The sequence below is a fragment of the Kitasatospora sp. NPDC056446 genome, assembly GCF_042796115.1.
Lineage (GTDB): Bacteria > Actinomycetota > Actinomycetes > Streptomycetales > Streptomycetaceae > Kitasatospora.
In genome coordinates this window covers 1-16898 of sequence record NZ_JBHTRF010000062.1, presented here as the reverse complement: position 1 = coordinate 16898, position 16898 = coordinate 1, and the positions used below count along the sequence as shown (strand labels likewise).

Sequence of the window (16898 nt, the reverse complement as noted above, 5' to 3'; positions counted from 1 at the left end):
GGCAGTCATCCGGTTGCCCCGCGTGTCGGGCCGGGGGAGCGTGATGCCCATGATGCGAACCCTGCGCGCGGCCGCCCTCGCCGTGTTCTCCGTCGTCCTGGTGGCGTGGCCGGCCCAGGCCGCCACTGCCCCGCTCGCGGCGCCACCGGCGACCGCGGGGCTGTCCGTCGAACTCTGCCCGCCGCAGGACCCGGTGGTCCCGGGCGAGACCGGGGCCATGGAGGTCCGGATCACCAACCACGGTCCGGCCGCGACCTCCGACCCGACCCAGGTGGTCGTGCACTTCCCGCCGCCGGGCGTGGTGCGGTCCGCCGACCCGCCGGTCACCCTGACCTACTTCGGCACCGGCAGCTCCTACGAGATCCCGGCCGGCCTCGCCCCGGGGGCGACCTCGGTCGAGAAGTTGGCGCTGTACGTCGCGCCGATCACCTCGCCGTTCACCACGATCGGCGGCGACGTCCAGGCCTTCTACGCCGGGGACCCTGACCAGTCCGGCCACACCACGCCCTACAGCCTCACCACCGCCGACACCAGGGCGCACTTCATGGTCGGGGCCTCCTCGGCCTGGCAGGCCGGCCACCCGGTGCCGCAGCCGGGCGACCTCACCGGCGAGCCCGGGGCGACCGTCTACCTGCCGCTGTGGGTGTACAACGCGGGCCCCTCGTACTCGACCCACCCGATCGACCTGCGGGTCACCACGCCGGAGCACACCACGCTGACCGGCACCCCGCCGTACGGCTGCACGGCGACCGGGGAGCGGACGCTGACCTGCCATTTCGCCGCCGGGCCGCGCTACCACGACGCGGTCTTCATCGACCCGGCCGTGGTGATCGACCCGGCGGCCGTCAGCGGGCAGGTGCTGACCGGCGGGACGCTGGACGTGTCCGGCCAGGAGGACTGGCCCTCGCCCGACTGGCACACCGACTTCGTGGTGACCGTGAGCTGACGGCCCGCGGAAAGGGGGCGGCCCGGCCGGGTGCGTAACGGCGCACCCGGACGGGCACATTCATGGGCCGGGGGCGTCGGCCCCCGGCGTCGGCCCCGTCAGACCAGGCTGTCCCGCCAGGCCCGGTGGAGGTCGGCGAAGCGGCCGGTGCCCTCGGTCAGCTCCTTCGGGGAGCCGTCCTCGACGATCCGGCCCTGGTCCATCACCAGGACGCGGTCGGCGATCTCCACGGTGGAGAGCCGGTGCGCGATGATCACCGCGGTGCGGCCCGCCAGCACCGTGCGCATCGCCCGCTGGACGGCCTGCTCGCCGGGGACGTCCAGCGAGCTGGTCGCCTCGTCCAGGATCAGCACCGCCGGGTCCGCCAGCAGGGCGCGGGCGAAGGCCACCAGCTGGCGCTGTCCGGCCGAGATCCGGCCGCCGCGCTTGCGCACGTCGGTGTCGAAGCCGTCCGGCAGCGCGGCGATGAACTCGTACGCGCCGATGTCGCGGGCGGCCTGCTCGACCTCCTCGCGGGTGGCGCCGGGGCGGCCGATCGCGATGTTCTCGGCGACGGTGCCGGAGAACAGGAAGGACTCCTGGGTGACCATCACCACCGCGCGCCGCAGTTCGGGGGTGGCCAGCGCCCGCAGGTCCACGCCGTCCAGCCGGATCCGGCCGTCGGTCGGGTCGTAGAAGCGGGCGAGCAGCTTGGCGACCGTCGACTTGCCCGCGCCGGTCGCGCCGACCACGGCGACCGTCTGCCCGGCCGGGATCAGCAGGTCGAAGGGTGGCAGCACCTCCTTGCCGGTGCGGTAGGCGAAGCGGGTCCCCTCGAAGGAGACCTCGCGGGCGGTGACCCGCTCCGGGCCCGGGAGGGTCTCGGGCTCGGCCGGTTCGGCGACGGTCGGCTCGTGGGCGAGCAGGCCGGCGATCTTCTCCAGGGCGGCCGCGGCCGACTGGTAGCTGTTCAGGAACATCGCCAGCTGGTCGATCGGGTCGTACAGCCGGCGCAGGTAGAGCACGAAGGCGGTCAGCACGCCCAGCTCCAGCCCGTCGTCGACGGCCAGGTAGGCGCCGAGCAGCACCACGCCGGTGATCCACAGGTTGGCGGTGGTGCGGGAGAGGCCGACGTAGCGGGCGATCTCCAGCAGGCCGTCCGCGGTCGCGGTGGCGGACTGCCGGTTGACCACGGCGAAGGCGTCGTCGTTGGCCTTCTCGCGGCGGAAGGCCTGCACCAGGCGGATGCCGTTCATGGTCTCGGTGAAGCGGACGATCAGCGAGGCGGCCGAGGTCCGGGAGCGGCGGTAGACCCGGCGCGAGCGGCGGCGGAACGACCGGGCGATCAGCGCCAGCGGCACGGCGGACACCAGCGAGACCAGGCCGAGCCGCCAGTCCAGCACCACCAGCAGCACCGAGATGTAGCAGACCGACAGCAGGACGGTCAGCAGCTCCTGGAGGCCCTCGGAGAGCAGTTCGCGCAGCGCGTCGATGTCGCTGGTGGCCCGGGAGATGATCCGGCCCGAGGTGTAGCGCTCGTGGAAGTCCAGGCTCAGCCGCTGGGCGTGCCGGAAGATCCGGCCGCGCAGCTCCAGCAGGATGTCCTGGTTGACCCGGGCGCTGACCTTGATGAACACCCACTGGAGCACCGGGCTGAGCAGGGCGCAGAACAGGTACCCGGCGACCACCGCGATCAGCGGGCCGGAGTCGTGCGCCCGCAGCGCCGGGATGCCGCGGTCCATCGCCACCGCGACCAGCAGCGGGCCGGACTGCAGGGCGGCCTGCTGGACCAGGATCACCACCATCGCGACGGCGATCCGGGCCCGGTGCGGGCCGAGCAGGGAGCGCAGCAGTTCCCGGGGCGCGCCGGGCGGGACGGGGATGTCCTCCTCGTCGGCCGGCGGGGGCGGGGGCGGCTCCTCCTCGGCGGACCCGACGGGACCGGTCGTGGTGGGCTCGACGGTGGTGGTCACGGGGCTGCACTTCCTTCGGGCACGAGGGCGGCCTCGCCCGACATCAGTTCGCGGTAGTGCGGACAGTCGCGCAGCAGCTCCTGGTGGGTGCCGACGGCCTCGATCCGGCCGCCGGCCAGCACCGCGACCCGGTCGGCGAGCAGCACCGTGCTGGGGCGGTGGGCGACCACCAGGGCCGTGGTGGTGCCGAGGACCTCGCGCAGTGCCCGTTCGACCAGCGCCTCGGTGTGCACGTCCAGGGCGGAGAGCGGGTCGTCCAGCACCAGGAAGGCCGGGTCGCCGACCACCGCGCGGGCCAGTGCGAGGCGCTGGCGCTGGCCGCCGGACAGGCTCAGGCCCTGCTCGCCGACCTCGGTGTCGGCGCCCTCGGGGAGCGTGTCCACGAAGCCGGCCTGGGCGATGCCGAGCGCGGAGCGCAACTGCTCCCGGTTCGCGTCCGGGGCGCCCATCAGGACGTTCTCCCGGACGGTGGCGGAGAACAGGGTGGGCTCCTCGAAGGCGACCGCGACCAGCTCGCGCAGCCGCGCCCGGGGCAGGTCGCGGATGTCCCGGCCGTCCAGCGTGACGGTGCCGGCGGTGGCCTCGTACAGGCGCGGGAGCAGCGCGGTGAGCGTGGTCTTGCCGCTGCCGGTGGCGCCGACCAGGGCCATCGTCTCGCCGCTGCGGATGTGCAGGTCGATGCCGGACAGCAGGTCGGGGGTGCCTTCGGGGGCGTCGGGGTAGCGGAAGCGGACGCCGGTGAAGCGGATGCCGTCCGGGGCGGCGAGCCCGGTGGCGGTGCCCCCGTCCGGGGTGTCCGGCTCGTCCAGCACCTCGAAGAAGCGGTCGGTGGCGGTGGCGGCCTCGTTGGCGTAGGCGAGCAGCCAGCCGAGCGACTCGACCGGCCAGCGCAGGGCGAGCGCGGTGGAGAGGAAGGCGACCAGGGTGCCGGCGCTCATCTCGTCGTGGGCGACCAGGTAGGCGCCGACGGCGAGGGCGCAGCCGAGGGCGACCTCCGGCAGGCCGACGATGACGGCCCAGAGGTTGGCGAGCAGGTGGGCCTTGCGCAGTTCGGTGCGGCGCAGCTCGTGGGACTGGGCGCGGAAGCGCTCGGCCATCGAGCGGTGGCGGCCGAAGGCCTTGAGGATCCGGATGCCGAGGACGGACTCCTCGACCACGGTGGCGAGGTCGCCGTTCTGGTCCTGGGCGCGGCGGGAGGCGCCGGAGTAGCCGTACTCGAAGCGCCGGGTGAGCACGAACAGCGGGACGACCGGGACGAGGGTGATCAGTGCGAGCCGCCAGTCCTGGGTGAACATCACGGCCGTGCCGGCCAGGAACCCCAGCGAGTTGACGATCAGGAAGACCAGCGGGAAGGCCAGGAACAGCCGCATGGTGTACATGTCGGCGGTGGCCCGGGAGAGCAGCTGCCCGGAGCCCCAGCGTTCGTGGAAGGAGACCGGAAGCCGCTGGAGCTTGGCGAAGAGGTCGCCGCGCATCGCGGTCTCCAGTCCGGCCAGCGGCCGGGCCAGGACCACCCGGCGGGTGTAGAACAGGCCGGCCTCGACCAGGCCGAGCAGGAGCAGCAGGCCGACCAGCGGCCAGAGGCCGGACAGGTCGTGCCGGGCGAGCGGGCCGTCCACGATCCGGCCGAGGACGATCGGGACGGCGAGGACGCTCAGCATGGCGAGCACGGCGGCCGATACCGAGACGGTCAGCCGGCCGCGGACGGCGCGGGCGTACGCCCACAGGCGCAGCAGCGAGCGGACCGTGGAGCGGCGCGGGCCGGCCCCGGGTGCGGGGGCGGCGGCCGTCCGGTCGGGCTCGTCCGTGGTCGGCTTGTCGGTGTCTTGTCGGTTCTCGGCCATCGCGGTGAGGGTAGGCAGAGAGGCCGTCATTTCTCATCAGGTTTTTCGCCCCTGTCGCGGACGCAGGGCGAGAACCGGCCACCCGGGCGGGCCGCCCGGAGGCGGACGCGGGGGGCGCGCGCGGCGGTTCGTGCAGGGAGGAGTGCGCCGGGCGCCTCTTGCGAGCCCCGCCCGATCAGCCGATGGATCTCCTGACGGATGCTCATTGAAACCTGAGTGACAGGAGTGCGGACATGACGGTCGAAACCGATCCCGCCCAGGCGCCCGGTCCCGGTGCCGCGACAGTGCGGGTACGGGCCCAGCTCAGCCTCAGCACCACCGCGGCGCGCAACCTCGCGACCACGACCAAGTCGAAGCCGCAGATGCAGGAGATCACCTCCCGCTGGCTGCTGAAGATGCTGCCCTGGGTGCAGGTCAGCGCGGGCACGTACCGGGTCAACCGCCGGCTCAGCTTCGCCGCCGGGCGCGGCCGGGTGGGCTTCGCCAAGACCGGGTCGGCGGTGAGCGTGGTGGCCCCCTCGCTGCGCGAGGTGCCGGCGCTGAACGGCTACCAGGACGACGCGGTGCTGGAGGAACTGGCCCGCCGGTTCGTGCAGCGGGACTTCTCGGCGGGCGACGTGCTGGTGCGGGAGGGCGCGCCGATCGAGGAGGTGTTCCTGGTCGCGCACGGCAAGGTGGACCGGATCGGCACCGGCAAGTACGGCGAGGAGACGGTGCTCGGCTCCCTGGCCGACGGCGACCACCTCGGCGACGAGGTGATCACCGAGCCGGGCGGCACCTGGTCGTACACCGTGAAGGCGGTGACCGCCGGCGTGGCGATGGCGATGCCGAGGACGGTCTTCCAGGAGCTGGTCGACCGCTCGGAGTCGCTGCGCGAGCAGTTGCTCGGCTTCGCCGCCGACGCCGCGCAGGCCCAGAACGCGCACGGCGAGGCGGAGATCGACCTGTCGGCCGGCCACCGGGGCGAGTACGAGCTCCCCGGCGCGTTCGTGGACTACGAGCTGAAGCCGCGCGAGTACGAGCTGAGCGTCGCGCAGACCGTCCTCAAGGTGCACTCCCGGGTCGCGGACCTCTACAACAAGCCGATGAACCAGACCGAGGAGCAGTTGCGGCTGACCATCGAGGCGCTGCGTGAGCGGCAGGAGCACGAGCTGGTCAACAACCCGGAGTTCGGCCTGCTCGGCAACACCGACTTCGACCAGCGGATCCAGACCCGCTCCGGCGCGCCCACCCCGGACGACCTGGACGAGCTGCTCAGCATGCGGCGTGACACCGACTACCTGTTCGCCCACCCGCGCGCCATCGCGGCCTTCGAGCGGGAGTGCAACCGGGCGGGCGTCTACCCGGGCACCGTGGACGTCCTGGGCAAGCAGCGGCCGACCTGGCGCGGGGTGCCGATCTTCCCGTGCGGCAAGATCCCGGTCTCCGACCAGCAGACCAGCTCGTTCCTCGCGCTGCGGGTCGGCGAGGACAACCAGGGCGTGGTCGGGCTGACCCAGGTCGGCATCCCGGACGAGGTCGAGCCGGGGCTGAACGTCCGCTTCATGGGCATCGACGAGAAGGCGATCGCCTCCTACCTGGTCAGCACCTACTACTCGGCGGCGGTGCTGGTGCCGGACGCGATCGGCGTGCTGGAGAACGTCGAACTCGGGCACGCCCGGGGCTGATCCGGCCGCGCCCCCGGCGGCCCGGGGCGGCGGCCTCAGGCTCCGGGGGCGGGCAGCCGCAGCAGTCGCAGCGAGCGTCCGGCCAGGACGACGGCGCCCCGCGGGCACGGTTCACCCGTGCCCGCGGCGGCGGTGTCGACCACCGTCCGGTACGCCTGCCCGTCGGCCGCCCAGGGCTCGCCGGGCAGGGTGAACAGCGTCTCCGGGTGGCCGGCGTTGAGCAGCAGCAGGAAGCTGTCGTCGCGCAACGGCCGCCCGGAGTCGTCCCGTTCGGACATCGCGGTGCCGGACAGCAGCATGCCGAGGCAGGCCGTCGGCGCGAACCAGTCGGCCTCGGTCATCTCCTTGCCCTGCGGGGTGAACCAGGCCAGGTCGGGCCGGCCGCCGGGGGTGGCGGCCCGGCCGGAGAAGAACGCCCGCCGGCGCAGCACCGGGTGGGAGCGGCGCAGCCGGACCAGCCGGGCGGTGAGGTCGCACAGCTCCTGCCAGCCGGGCTCCGCCAGCAGTGACCAGTCCAGCCAGCCGACCTCGTTGTCCTGGCAGTAGGCGTTGTTGTTGCCGCCCTGGGTGCGGCCCAGCTCGTCGCCGGCGGTGATCATCGGGACGCCGGCCGAGAGCAGCAGGGTGGCCGTCAGGTTGCGCAGTTGGCGCAGCCGCAGGGCGTTGACCTGCGGGTCGGTCGTCTCGCCCTCGGCGCCGTGGTTCCAGGAGCGGTTGTCGTCGGTGCCGTCCCGGTTGGCCTCGCCGTTGGCCTCGTTGTGCTTGCGGTCGTAGGAGACCAGGTCGCGCAGGGTGAAGCCGTCGTGCGCGGTCACGTAGTTGACGGAGGCGAACGGGCGGCGGCCGTCGTGCTGGTAGAGGTCGGAGGAGCCGCTGAGGCGGTAGCCGAGCTCGCGGACGTCCGGGCGGGCGCCGCGCCAGAAGTCCCGTACGGTGTCGCGGTACTTGTCGTTCCACTCGGCCCAGGGCGGGGGGAAGCCGCCGACCCGGTAGCCGCCCGGGCCGACGTCCCAGGGCTCGGCGATCAGCTTCACCCGGCTGAGCAGCGGGTCCTGGGCGACGGCGGCGAGGAACGGGTGGTCCATGTCCACGCCGTCGCCGCCGTCGGGGCCGCCGCGGGCGAGGGCGGCGGCGAGGTCGAAGCGGAAGCCGTCCACGCCCATCTCGGCGGCCCAGTAGCGCAGCGAGTCGGTGATCAGCCGGATCACCTGCGGGCGGCGGGTGTCCAGGGTGTTGCCGCAGCCGGTGTAGTCGGCGTAGCCGCGCGGGCGGTTCGGGGGGAGGCGGTAGTAGGCGGCGTTGTCGATGCCGCGCAGCGAGAGCATCGGGCCCAGTTCGCCGCCCTCGGCGGTGTGGTTGAACACCACGTCGAGGATCACCTCGATGCCGGCGGCGTGCAGCGCGCGGACCATCCGCTTGAACTCCCCGACCTGGCCGCCGCGGGAGCCGGAGGCGGAGTAGCCGGCGTGCGGGGCGAAGTAGCCGACGGTGTTGTAGCCCCAGTAGTTGACCAGGCCGCGCGCCTGGAGGTGGTCCTCGCTGGTGTGCTGGTGGACCGGCAGCAGCTCGACGGCCGTCACCCCGAGCCGGGTGAGGTGGGCGATGGCGGCCGGGTGGGCGAGGCCGGCGTAGGTGCCGCGCAGGTGCGGCGGGACGTCGGGGTGACGCATGGTGAAGCCGCGCACGTGCAGTTCGTAGAGGACCGTCTCGGCCCACGGGGTCTTCGGGCGGCGGTCGTCGGACCAGTCGTCGTCGTCGTGGACGACCACGGCTCTGGGCACGTACGGCGCGGAGTCCCGGTTGTCCCGGACGGTGTCGGCGACGTCCGCCTCGGGCCAGTTGCGGACGGCGGCGCAGGCCGCGTCGTGGGAGGTGTGACAGCCGTCGACGGCCCGGGCGTACGGGTCGAGCAGGAGCTTGGCCGGGTTCCAGCGGGCGCCGGTCCACGGGTCCCACCGGCCGTGCACCCGGTAGCCGTAGCGGGTGCCGGGGCGCACGCCGGGCAGGAAGCCGTGCCAGATCCGGAAGTCCTGCTCGGCCAGGCGGTGCCGGCTCTCCCGGCCGTCCTCGTCGAAGAGGCACAGGTCGACGGCCTCGGCGCCGGCCGCCCAGAGCGCGAAGTTGGTGCCCTGGCAGCCGTTCCGGTCGGTGCGGAAGCGGGCGCCGAGCGGCTGCCAGCTGCCGGGCCGCGGCGGCTCGGCGGTGCGCGGGCCGTCGTCCGCCCGTACCCCGGCTTCCAGCTCCTGCCCTGACGCCATGGCCGCACCCTCCCTGGGCGGGGTGTCCCGGACCCCGTTCACTTCCTCCTTCCCGGAATGCGGGGCGAGGAAGCCGCTGAACGGGGGCTTGCCGACGGATGGCGGGCAGGGGACGGGGCCGCCGGGCGGGCGGAGCGGTACCCGGACGACGGGATTCCGCCCGTCGCGCGTGTCCCCCGGTCGGCGGCCCTCGTTGTCCCGGGCGTCGGACGCGAACAGTGGGAGGCCCCGGGATGCGGCGCCGAGGACGGGTGTGGGCACGGGGAGCGGCGGCGGTGGCCTGCTGCCTGGCCGTCCTGACGGGCTGCGGCGACCCGGCCGGGCCGGCCGGGGACGCGGCCGGGGCGGACGCGGCGGTCGCCCCGGCGGGCGCGCCCCCGCCGGCGTCCCGGGCGGTGCTCACCGCGCTGCCGGCCGACGGCGCCCAGGACGTGCAGCCGGAGGGCGCGGTCCGGGTGGGCGCGGCGCAGGGCCGGCTGGTCTCGGTCCGGCTGGCGGACGCCAAGGGCACCGAGGTGCCGGGCACGATCGCCCCGGACGGTGCCGGCTGGGCCCCCGACGGCCCGCTGCCGTTGGGCACCGCGTTCACCCTGGACGCCGTGGCCGAGGACGACCAGGGGCAGAAGGCCGCGCAGCACTCGGCGTTCTCGACCGTCGCCCGGGCGCACACCTTCGTGGCCTTCTTCACCCCGGAGGACGGTTCCACGGTCGGTGTCGGCATGCCGGTCTCGCTGCGCTTCAGCCGTCCGATCGCCGACCGGGCGGCGGTGGAGCGGGCCGTCCAGGTCGTCGCGGACCCGCCGGTCCCGGTGGCCGCGCACTGGTTCGGCAACCAGCGGCTGGACTTCCGCCCGCAGCAGTACTGGGCGGCGGGCACCAGGGTGTCGGTGGCGCTGCGACTGAAGGACGTGCAGGGCGCGCCGGGCGAGTTCGGCACCCAGAGCCGGGACCTGCGCTTCACCGTGGGCCGGGCGCAGGTCTCCACCGTGGACCTGGACGCGCACACCCTGACCGTCCGGGCCGGCGAGGGCGGCAAGGTGGTCCGGGTGCTGAAGGTCTCCGGCGGCAGCCGCGACCACTCCACCTACCGGGGGGTGATGGTGGTGTCGGAGAAGTACAAGGTGACCAGGATGAACTCGCAGACCGTCGGCATGGGCGACGAGTACGACATCAAGGACGTCCCGCACGCGATGCGGCTGACCGGCTCCGGGACCTTCGTGCACGGCAACTACTGGGCGAACCCCGGGGTGTTCGGCACCGCCAACACCAGCCACGGCTGCATCGGCCTGGCCGACGCCAAGGGCGGCGCGAGCAAGGACACCCCGGCGGGCTGGCTGTTCGAGCACACCGTCCCGGGGGACGTGCTGGAGGTCAGGGCCGCGGCCGGGGACGTGGTGCCGCCGCAGAACGGGCTCAACGGCTGGAACATGGCCTGGGAGCAGTGGGTCGCCGGGAGCGCCCTGCGCTGAAGCTCGTTGCAGAAGGGTCGGGCCCGGGCGGGCGCGGCCCTTCGCAGGCTCCCCGGCGGGGCTTCACGCCCGGTTCACCCCGGCTTCACCCGGTACCCCTGTGAGCTCTTCAGGACGGCCCGGTTATCCTGCTCCGGCGCGTCCACCGCCCGGCGCGAAAGATCGGCGCCCGGTGCAACTCATCGGGGCGTTCGATGCGTCAAGAGGGTGGATAACGGGAGGGGAGACACCGTGATGACGGGGAAGACGGCCGACGCCGCGATACGCACCGCGAACCGCTACGGGCGCCGGGGTGCGATGGCGCTGGTCATGGGTGGGGTGCTGCTGCTCACCGCGGCCTGCAACGACGACAAGCCCGGCGGTTCCGGCGGTACCGCGGCCGCCGGTGGGGACAGTTCGGCCAGTGCGCCGGCCTCGGCGGACGCGGGCGGTTCGGCGACGCCGAAGGCCTCGGCCGCGGTGCTCGCCGTGGAGCCGAAGGACGGGGCCCAGGACGTCCAGCCGAACGGGCTGCAGGTGTCCGTCTCCAACGGCAAGCTCACCACGGTCGAGGTGACGGACAAGGACGGGAAGCCGGTCGAGGGCGCGATCAGCGCGGACGGCAGCGGCTGGAAGCCCGCGGCGGCGCTCGCCGTGGGCATGGCGTACAAGGTGAACGCGCAGGCCAAGGACGGTGCGGGCCTGGTGACCGCGTCGACCACGTCGTTCACCACGCTGACGCCGGAGAAGAAGGTCTCCACCAACGACAACATCAGCGACGGCGCCACCTACGGCGTCGGCATGATCGTCTCGGTGAACTTCAACAAGGCCGTGAAGAACAAGGAAGCCGTCCTCAAGGGCATCACCTTCGACACCGGCAACGGCACCGTGGTGAAGGGCCACTGGTTCGGCGACAACCGGGTGGACTTCCGCCCGGAGCAGTACTGGGCGCCCAACACCAAGGTGACCATCAAGTACCGGCTGAAGAACGTCGAGGTCGCCCCCGGCGTCTACGGCGACGTGGACAAGGACGAGCCGTTCACCATCGGCCGTTCGCAGATCGCCACCGCCGACGCCAAGTCGCACCAGATGACGATCGACCGGGGCGGCCAGAGCACCACGGTGCCGGTCACCCTGGGCGCGGACGCCACGCCGTCCTGGGGCGGGACGATGGTGGTCATGTCCAAGGAGAAGGTCACCCGGATGAACTCGCAGACCGTCGGTCTCGGCGGCGAGTACGACATCCAGGACGTGCCGCACGCGATGCGGCTGACCACCTCCGGCACCTTCGTGCACGGCAACTACTGGGCCAGCCCCTTCGGCAAGACCAACGCCAGCCACGGCTGCGTGTCGATGCAGGACGTGAAGGGCGGCAGCGACACCTCGGTGGCGGGCAAGTTCTTCAACGACTCGATGGTCGGCGACGTCATCAAGATCGTGAACAGCAAGGAGAAGACCGTCGCGCCCTCGAACGGGCTCGGCGGCTGGAACGTGGACTGGGCCTCCTGGTAGGCCCCACCCGGAGGGCGGCCCGGCGGGTCCGGGCGCTCCGGTGAGTTCTCGTCGAGCGGTCCGGTCCTCACCCGATGGGGTCGGGCCGCTCGGGTTTCCGGGGCGTGAAGTCCCGTGCATGGCGCAACCTTTCCGGTGGCCGGGTGTGTGAACCCGGCCGGGGCCGTCGCAGGTCCGCGGGGAGTACGGGGAGTCCAGAGGGAGGAATCGACGTTGAGGTCGATACGCAGGGTGGTGACCGCCGGCCTGGTCGGCGGGGCGATGGCGCTGACGGCCGCCTGCGGTGGCGGTGGCGGCGGTGGTGGCGGCAGCGCGGCCAAGGCCGACCTGGGGGCCGGCGCGGCCGGTTCCGCGCCTGCGGCGGCGCCCACCGCCTCGGTGCCCAAGGTCTCCAGGGCCGCGGTGAGCATCGAGCCGAAGGCCGGCTCGGTGGACGTCGCGCCGAACGCGCTCAAGGTCGGTGCGACGGGCGGCAAGCTCACCACCGTGAAGGTGAGTGACAAGGCCGGCAAGGAGGTCCCGGGCACGATCTCCGCCGACGGCGCCTCCTGGACGCCCGCGGAGGCCCTGGCGGTGGGTTCGGCCTACCAGGTCAGCGCGATGGCGGCGGACGCCGACGGCGCGGTCGCCACGGCGGACAGCAGCTTCACCACGCTGACCCCGACGGCGCTCGCCAAGGCCTCCGACAACGTGGACAACGACGCCACGTACGGCGTCGGCATGATCGTCTCGGTGAACTTCAGCAAGGACGTCAAGAACAAGGACGAGGTCCTGCGGGGGATCACCTTCCAGACCGACAACGGCACCGCGGTGAAGGGCCACTGGTTCGGCGACCGCCGGCTGGACTTCCGCCCGGAGCAGTACTGGACGCCCGGCACCAAGGTGGTCGTGCACTACCGCCTCAAGAGCGTGGAGATCGCCCCCGGGGTGTACGGCGGGGACCGGGACGAGCCCTTCACGATCGGGCGATCCCGGATCTCGACGGTTGACGCCGCCGCGCACCGGATGACGGTGGCCGCGGCCGGGCAGTCGAGTGACATCGACATCACCGCCGGCTCGCCCGAACACGCCACCTGGAACGGCACCATGGTCGTCATGGCCAAGGAGGGCGTGGTGCGGATGCAGTCCAGCACCCTGCCCGGGATGACCGGCGCGCCGTACGACCTCCAGGTGCCGCACTCGATCCGGCTCACCGACAGCGGGACGTACGTGCACGGCAACTACTGGAGCAACGCCTTCGGCGAGGACAACGTCAGCCACGGCTGCGTCGGCCTCAAGGACGTCAAGGGCGGCGGGGACTCCACCTCGATGGGGAAGTTCTACGAGGACTCGATGGTCGGCGACGTGGTCGTCGTGAAGAACTCGACGAAGAAGGAGACGCTCGACCCGTCGAACGGGCTGAGCGGCTGGAACCTGCCGTGGGGCACCTGGTAGGCGGCCGGTAGCCGACCGGCCGGCGCCCGCCGGTCGGCCGGTGGGACGGGGTCGGGGTCAACTCGGGCTTGACGTACGTCGGTCCGGGTCGGCCCCGGTTGCGTCCGGCATATGCCGACTCGCGTGAGATCGTTTGTTCATTGTCCGTACGCGGCCGCTTGCGTTCCGCAATGATGGTCCGCATGGCGGGTTGGGGCGAAGCAGATCAGTCATCAGTTCCCGGGGCCGGAACGGTCGCCGAGGCGTCCTGGATCGACGTCCAGGGATCGCTCTCGGCGCTGGAGCGGCTCAGCTCCGAGGAACTGGAGGAGATGTATTGCGGCAGACTGTGCGACCAGTCCTCGCCGAACGAGGTACGGCTGCCGTCCCGGCCGGCGTCGGGCCCGGTGGCCCGCCGGCTGGTGCTCTCCGTCCTGGAGTCCTGGGAGCTCCATCAGCTCCTGGAGGCCGGTGAGTTGCTCACCAGCGAGCTGGTGGCCAACGCGGTGCGGCACGCCGCCGGGCGCACCATCGGTCTGCATGTCAGCCGCAAGCCGGGCTGGCTGCGGGTCGAGGTCCGCGACTCCTCCCGGGCGCTGCCCTGCATGATCATGGCCGAGTCCAAGCCGGTGAACGAGCGCGGACGCGGACTGAAGATCGTCGACGACCTGTCCGACCGCTGGGGCGCGGACCTGCTGCCGCGCGGCAAGGGCGTCTGGTTCGAGCTCAAGGTGCGCGAGCGGCACTGAGCGGCTGCCGGGCTGTTCCGGTCCGGAAAACACGCAGGGCCCCCGGAATCGCCGTGGTCCGGCGGCTGGGGGCCCGTGCAAGTCATCGCGGCGGCCAAGGGGGTGCGTGCCGCGCGATGGGCGTCGGCAGTGCCAGGTCGGGCCCGCCGAAGTTCTCGATGTCTTGACTATCGCACGGATCTCAGCATGTGGGCAAACCGGATGGCTGGGAATCCAAGGTTTGTAACCTACTTCACCTTTGGATTTTGCATAGGTTAACGCCGCTGCCTGTGAATATTCATGATCGCGGCACTGCGCCCGCACCCATGGCCTGGCGGACCCGGGCGGCGTGGCGGCGGACGGCGGCGGCGGAGAGGCCGCCGGGGCGGGGCGGCGGGGGAGCGGGCGCACGGGTGCTGCGACAGGCGCGGCAGAGGCCGCCGAGAAGGGCGTGCGGGCGGCACGGGGTGCGACAGCCGGTGCACTCGGGGATGCGGACGGCCGGCGGGTCGGGGCGCGGGCGCACCGGGGGCATCTTGTCGAGCAGGCGGCGGCGGGTGAAGGCCGCCGGGCTGTGGACCGGCGTCGGAAGGCCCGCGGTGAGGGCCGCCGTGAAGATGGCCGGGGTGGAGCCCCGGGCCAGCCACTCGGCGGCGAGCGGCGCGAGGGCTTCGCAGTCGGCGGCGGAGAGGGAGAGCCGGGCGTCCGCGAGGCCCAGGCTGGCGAGGGCGGCGTAGGCGGGCGATGTGGGCGACGCGGGCGATGTGGCGGGCGGCGCGGGGGGCGCGGTCTCGGGGAGCGCGGTGGCGCTTCGCTCTTCCGGGGGGTCCGGTGACGAATCCGTTGACGCTCCCGGGGCCTCCCCGGTGGCGAGGAAGTAGTTCCACCAGCCGTCGCCGCGCGGCGTCCGGGAGAAGTAGGTGCGGAACACCCACTGGGGGCGCTCGGCGTTCACGCGCTCCCGGACGCGACGCAGGTGACCTGCGGCGGAGAGCCTGTTGAGGGCTGTCCGGACGGCCATCTGCCCGAAGAGGGGCTGGTAGGCGGCGAGGGTCTTGACGTCCATCGCGGCGCCGTCGGGGAGGTTGTTGATCAGGCTGGCGAGGTACGCCTCGCGGGCCGGGAGGTGGCCGAAGTCGTCGGCGGCCGGAGGAAGTTGCCCGGGGGCGGACTGCTTGCCGTATCCGGGAGAGGCCATGGCGGCGGTAGAGTCGTGGGTAGCCACAGGGTCGAACTCGCGTTTCGATCGTGCCGGTCAGACCCCCGTTCGGTGTTGGAGCACCGGCGGGGGTTGTTTCGTTGATGGGCACGCTACACGGGGGAACCGGCCGTCGCGAAGCGGTGACGATAAGTCATATCTGCTGTGTACGGGGGTGGTTGGAAGGTGGTTTCCCACCCATTCGACCAAAGGGTCACTCGGCCTTGGCGGCTTGAGCTTCGGTCGCCAGGGCGAGGAAGGCCGACCAGGCGGCGGGGGAGAAAGTGAGGGTCGGGCCGGTCCTGTCCTTGGGTCTCGACGCACTCGCCGCCGTCAGTTGTGCCTAGCTGGAGCGGAACCACGGCATGGTGGTGCTCATAGGTGTTGCAGTGTCTTTCGGATGAGCTGTGCTGAATCCCGCACGTTCAGGGCCTGCGCGCGGATCATCGCGTGACGTCGGCTGAGTTTGCCTACGAGTCGCGGCTCGGAGTGAAGTGCGTTCGTCCCGTGCGTCTCAACATACGCATACTGCTCATTGTCGATGGTTTCGAGGATGGTGAGCGATCCCGCGAGTCCGGAAGGGAGTACCTGCCCGGTAGGTACGATCTGAATCGGGAGGCTGAATGAGTTCTCGAACTCAAGCAGCCGTTGAAGCTGCTCCTTCATGACCTCCCTGCCGCCGATGGAGGTGTGGAGGGCCGCTTCGTAGATCGTGAAGCTGAACAGCACCTCGGGCTCCTTGAGCCTCTCTTGCCGCTTGAGGCGGATTGCCACGTGTTTTTCCGCGATGGCGCTGTCCACGGGAGGCATGTGGCGACTGAGAATCGTCCTGGCATAGTCCTCGGTCTGCAGCAAGCCCGGAATGTGAAGGGCCTCATAGAAGTAACAGGCGACCGCCTCCTTCTCGATATCGAAGAAGACATCGCTGCGTGTGGGCGCTGGCTCCGGCACCAGGTACGGGTGGGCCGCCACCAACATCCCCTTCGCATCACACAACTCATCTGCCGCCTGAAGCACCTTGAGCGACGGTCGCCGCCTCCCCGCTTCCATCGAGCGCACGCTCTCGATGTCGTAGCAGGCGGCCTGGCTCAACTGCTCCCGTGTCACTCCCGCCTGGGCGCGCCACCGCTTGAGCTGATCGCCGCAGTACTTCCACGACATCGGGTTTTCCTTCGCCGTGCTCATTGTCTGGCACCCCTCCCGGCCCCTGGTTGCAGGGCGGTCAAGCTCGCGCTGTACCTGTGGTGTTACTTGCCGAGCGTATGTCCGCCTGCCGACCCTTGAAGGGTGAAATGGCTCAACTCGGCCCTTGCGAGTGAAGCCGTCCGTACACTCCCGAGGGACTCTGATGCTCACTCAGCCCGCCAATGTCGTCGAGTGGATGTTCCCCCGCCTCCCCCGCAGTGCGGGCCGTGCGCGTCTGCGCTTCATCCGGAAGGCGTTCGAGTGGGACGTGCCCGTCGACTCCGCCGAGACCGGGCTGATCCTCCTCAGCGAACTCGTCACCAACGCCTGCCGGCACGCCCGTGGCCCGCGTGACCGGATGATCGGCGTCCGTGTCCTCCTCCGCACCCCCTCCTTGCTCCGCATCGAGGTCTCGGACGCGAACTCCGAACTTCCGGTCCTGCGCCAGGCCGCCCCCGACGACGAGTCCGGCCGGGGCCTCGAACTCGTCGAAGCCCTCGCCACCTCCTGGGGCGCCCACCCGCGCGGCGAGGGCCACATCGGCAAGACCACCTGGTGCGAACTCGCCCTCTCCTCCCCTGCGGGCCCCACCCCGGGCATCTGAACCACCCCGGCACACCCCGGCGCGGGGGGTGGGGGGGGGGGGCGGGGGGCGGCACCCCCCGGCCAAAAACCCCGCCGGGGGGGGGAGGTAGGATGGGGATTTTAAAAAATAAGAAGAGGGGCCAAAGGGGGGGGGGTTTTTGG

The 16898-nt window shown here is 72.1% G+C and carries 13 protein-coding genes; 7 read left to right on the top strand and 6 right to left on the bottom strand.

The window, feature by feature from the left end; translation table 11 throughout:
* Positions 1-43 precede the first annotated feature (43 nt).
* A complete protein-coding gene (locus ACFQ6N_RS29855; protein WP_380655602.1) occupies positions 44-946 on the top strand; it encodes a hypothetical protein in 903 nt (300 codons plus the stop codon).
* A 98-nt stretch (positions 947-1044) separates the two neighbouring features.
* On the opposite strand, the gene ACFQ6N_RS29850 is transcribed toward ACFQ6N_RS29855, so the two are convergent.
* Together ACFQ6N_RS29850 and ACFQ6N_RS29845 are read right to left on the bottom strand one after the other, a co-directional pair.
* A complete protein-coding gene (locus ACFQ6N_RS29850) occupies positions 1045-2898 on the bottom strand; it encodes an ABC transporter ATP-binding protein (protein ID WP_380655599.1) in 1854 nt (617 codons plus the stop codon).
* The gene (locus ACFQ6N_RS29845; RefSeq protein WP_380655596.1) at positions 2895-4742 is read right to left on the bottom strand and encodes an ABC transporter ATP-binding protein; all 1848 of its coding nucleotides are present in this window, start codon (positions 4740-4742) and stop codon (positions 2895-2897) included. Before ACFQ6N_RS29845 ends, ACFQ6N_RS29850 begins: the two co-directional genes overlap by 4 nt.
* A 233-nt stretch (positions 4743-4975) precedes the next feature.
* Between ACFQ6N_RS29845 and ACFQ6N_RS29840 the strand changes: the two genes are divergently transcribed.
* On the top strand, positions 4976-6409 hold the full coding sequence (locus ACFQ6N_RS29840; RefSeq protein ID WP_380655593.1) for a family 2B encapsulin nanocompartment shell protein: 1434 nt from the start codon (positions 4976-4978) through the stop codon (positions 6407-6409).
* Positions 6410-6444: 35 nt separating this feature from the next.
* Here ACFQ6N_RS29840 and glgX read toward each other — a convergent pair whose 3' ends face one another.
* The gene (gene glgX, locus ACFQ6N_RS29835) at positions 6445-8667 is read right to left on the bottom strand and encodes a glycogen debranching protein GlgX (RefSeq protein ID WP_380655590.1); all 2223 of its coding nucleotides are present in this window, start codon (positions 8665-8667) and stop codon (positions 6445-6447) included.
* 233 nt (positions 8668-8900) lie between these two features.
* Between glgX and ACFQ6N_RS29830 the strand changes: the two genes are divergently transcribed.
* The 4 genes from ACFQ6N_RS29830 (at position 8901) to ACFQ6N_RS29815 (ending at position 13789) form a co-directional block, all read left to right on the top strand.
* Positions 8901-10136, top strand: coding sequence for an Ig-like domain-containing protein (locus ACFQ6N_RS29830; protein WP_380655587.1), 1236 nt, complete (start codon positions 8901-8903; stop codon positions 10134-10136).
* Positions 10137-10370: 234 nt separating this feature from the next.
* A complete protein-coding gene (locus tag ACFQ6N_RS29825) occupies positions 10371-11627 on the top strand; it encodes an Ig-like domain-containing protein (protein WP_380655584.1) in 1257 nt (418 codons plus the stop codon).
* Positions 11628-11840: 213 nt separating this feature from the next.
* Positions 11841-13061, top strand: coding sequence for an Ig-like domain-containing protein (locus ACFQ6N_RS29820; protein ID WP_380655581.1), 1221 nt, complete (start codon positions 11841-11843; stop codon positions 13059-13061).
* A gap of 182 nt (positions 13062-13243) precedes the next feature.
* On the top strand, positions 13244-13789 hold the full coding sequence (locus ACFQ6N_RS29815) for an ATP-binding protein (RefSeq protein ID WP_380655578.1): 546 nt from the start codon (positions 13244-13246) through the stop codon (positions 13787-13789).
* Between the two features lie 277 nt (positions 13790-14066).
* On the opposite strand, the gene ACFQ6N_RS29810 is transcribed toward ACFQ6N_RS29815, so the two are convergent.
* The 3 genes from ACFQ6N_RS29810 to ACFQ6N_RS29800 all read right to left on the bottom strand — a co-directional run bounded on the left by ACFQ6N_RS29810 (position 14067) and on the right by ACFQ6N_RS29800 (position 16151).
* Positions 14067-14966, bottom strand: coding sequence for a hypothetical protein (locus ACFQ6N_RS29810; RefSeq protein WP_380655575.1), 900 nt, complete (start codon positions 14964-14966; stop codon positions 14067-14069).
* 214 nt (positions 14967-15180) lie between these two features.
* A complete protein-coding gene (locus tag ACFQ6N_RS29805) occupies positions 15181-15303 on the bottom strand; it encodes a DUF397 domain-containing protein (RefSeq protein WP_380655670.1) in 123 nt (40 codons plus the stop codon).
* A gap of 38 nt (positions 15304-15341) precedes the next feature.
* Positions 15342-16151 carry a helix-turn-helix domain-containing protein gene (locus ACFQ6N_RS29800; protein ID WP_380655572.1) on the bottom strand — a complete coding sequence of 270 codons (810 nt, stop codon included), beginning with the start codon at positions 16149-16151 and terminating at the stop codon, positions 15342-15344.
* 163 nt (positions 16152-16314) lie between these two features.
* On the opposite strand from ACFQ6N_RS29800, the gene ACFQ6N_RS29795 reads away from it, so the two are divergent.
* Positions 16315-16755 (top strand): ATP-binding protein, encoded by a 441-nt coding sequence (locus ACFQ6N_RS29795; protein WP_380655570.1) that lies wholly within the window; start codon positions 16315-16317, stop codon positions 16753-16755.
* The last annotated feature ends 143 nt before the right edge of the window (positions 16756-16898 follow it).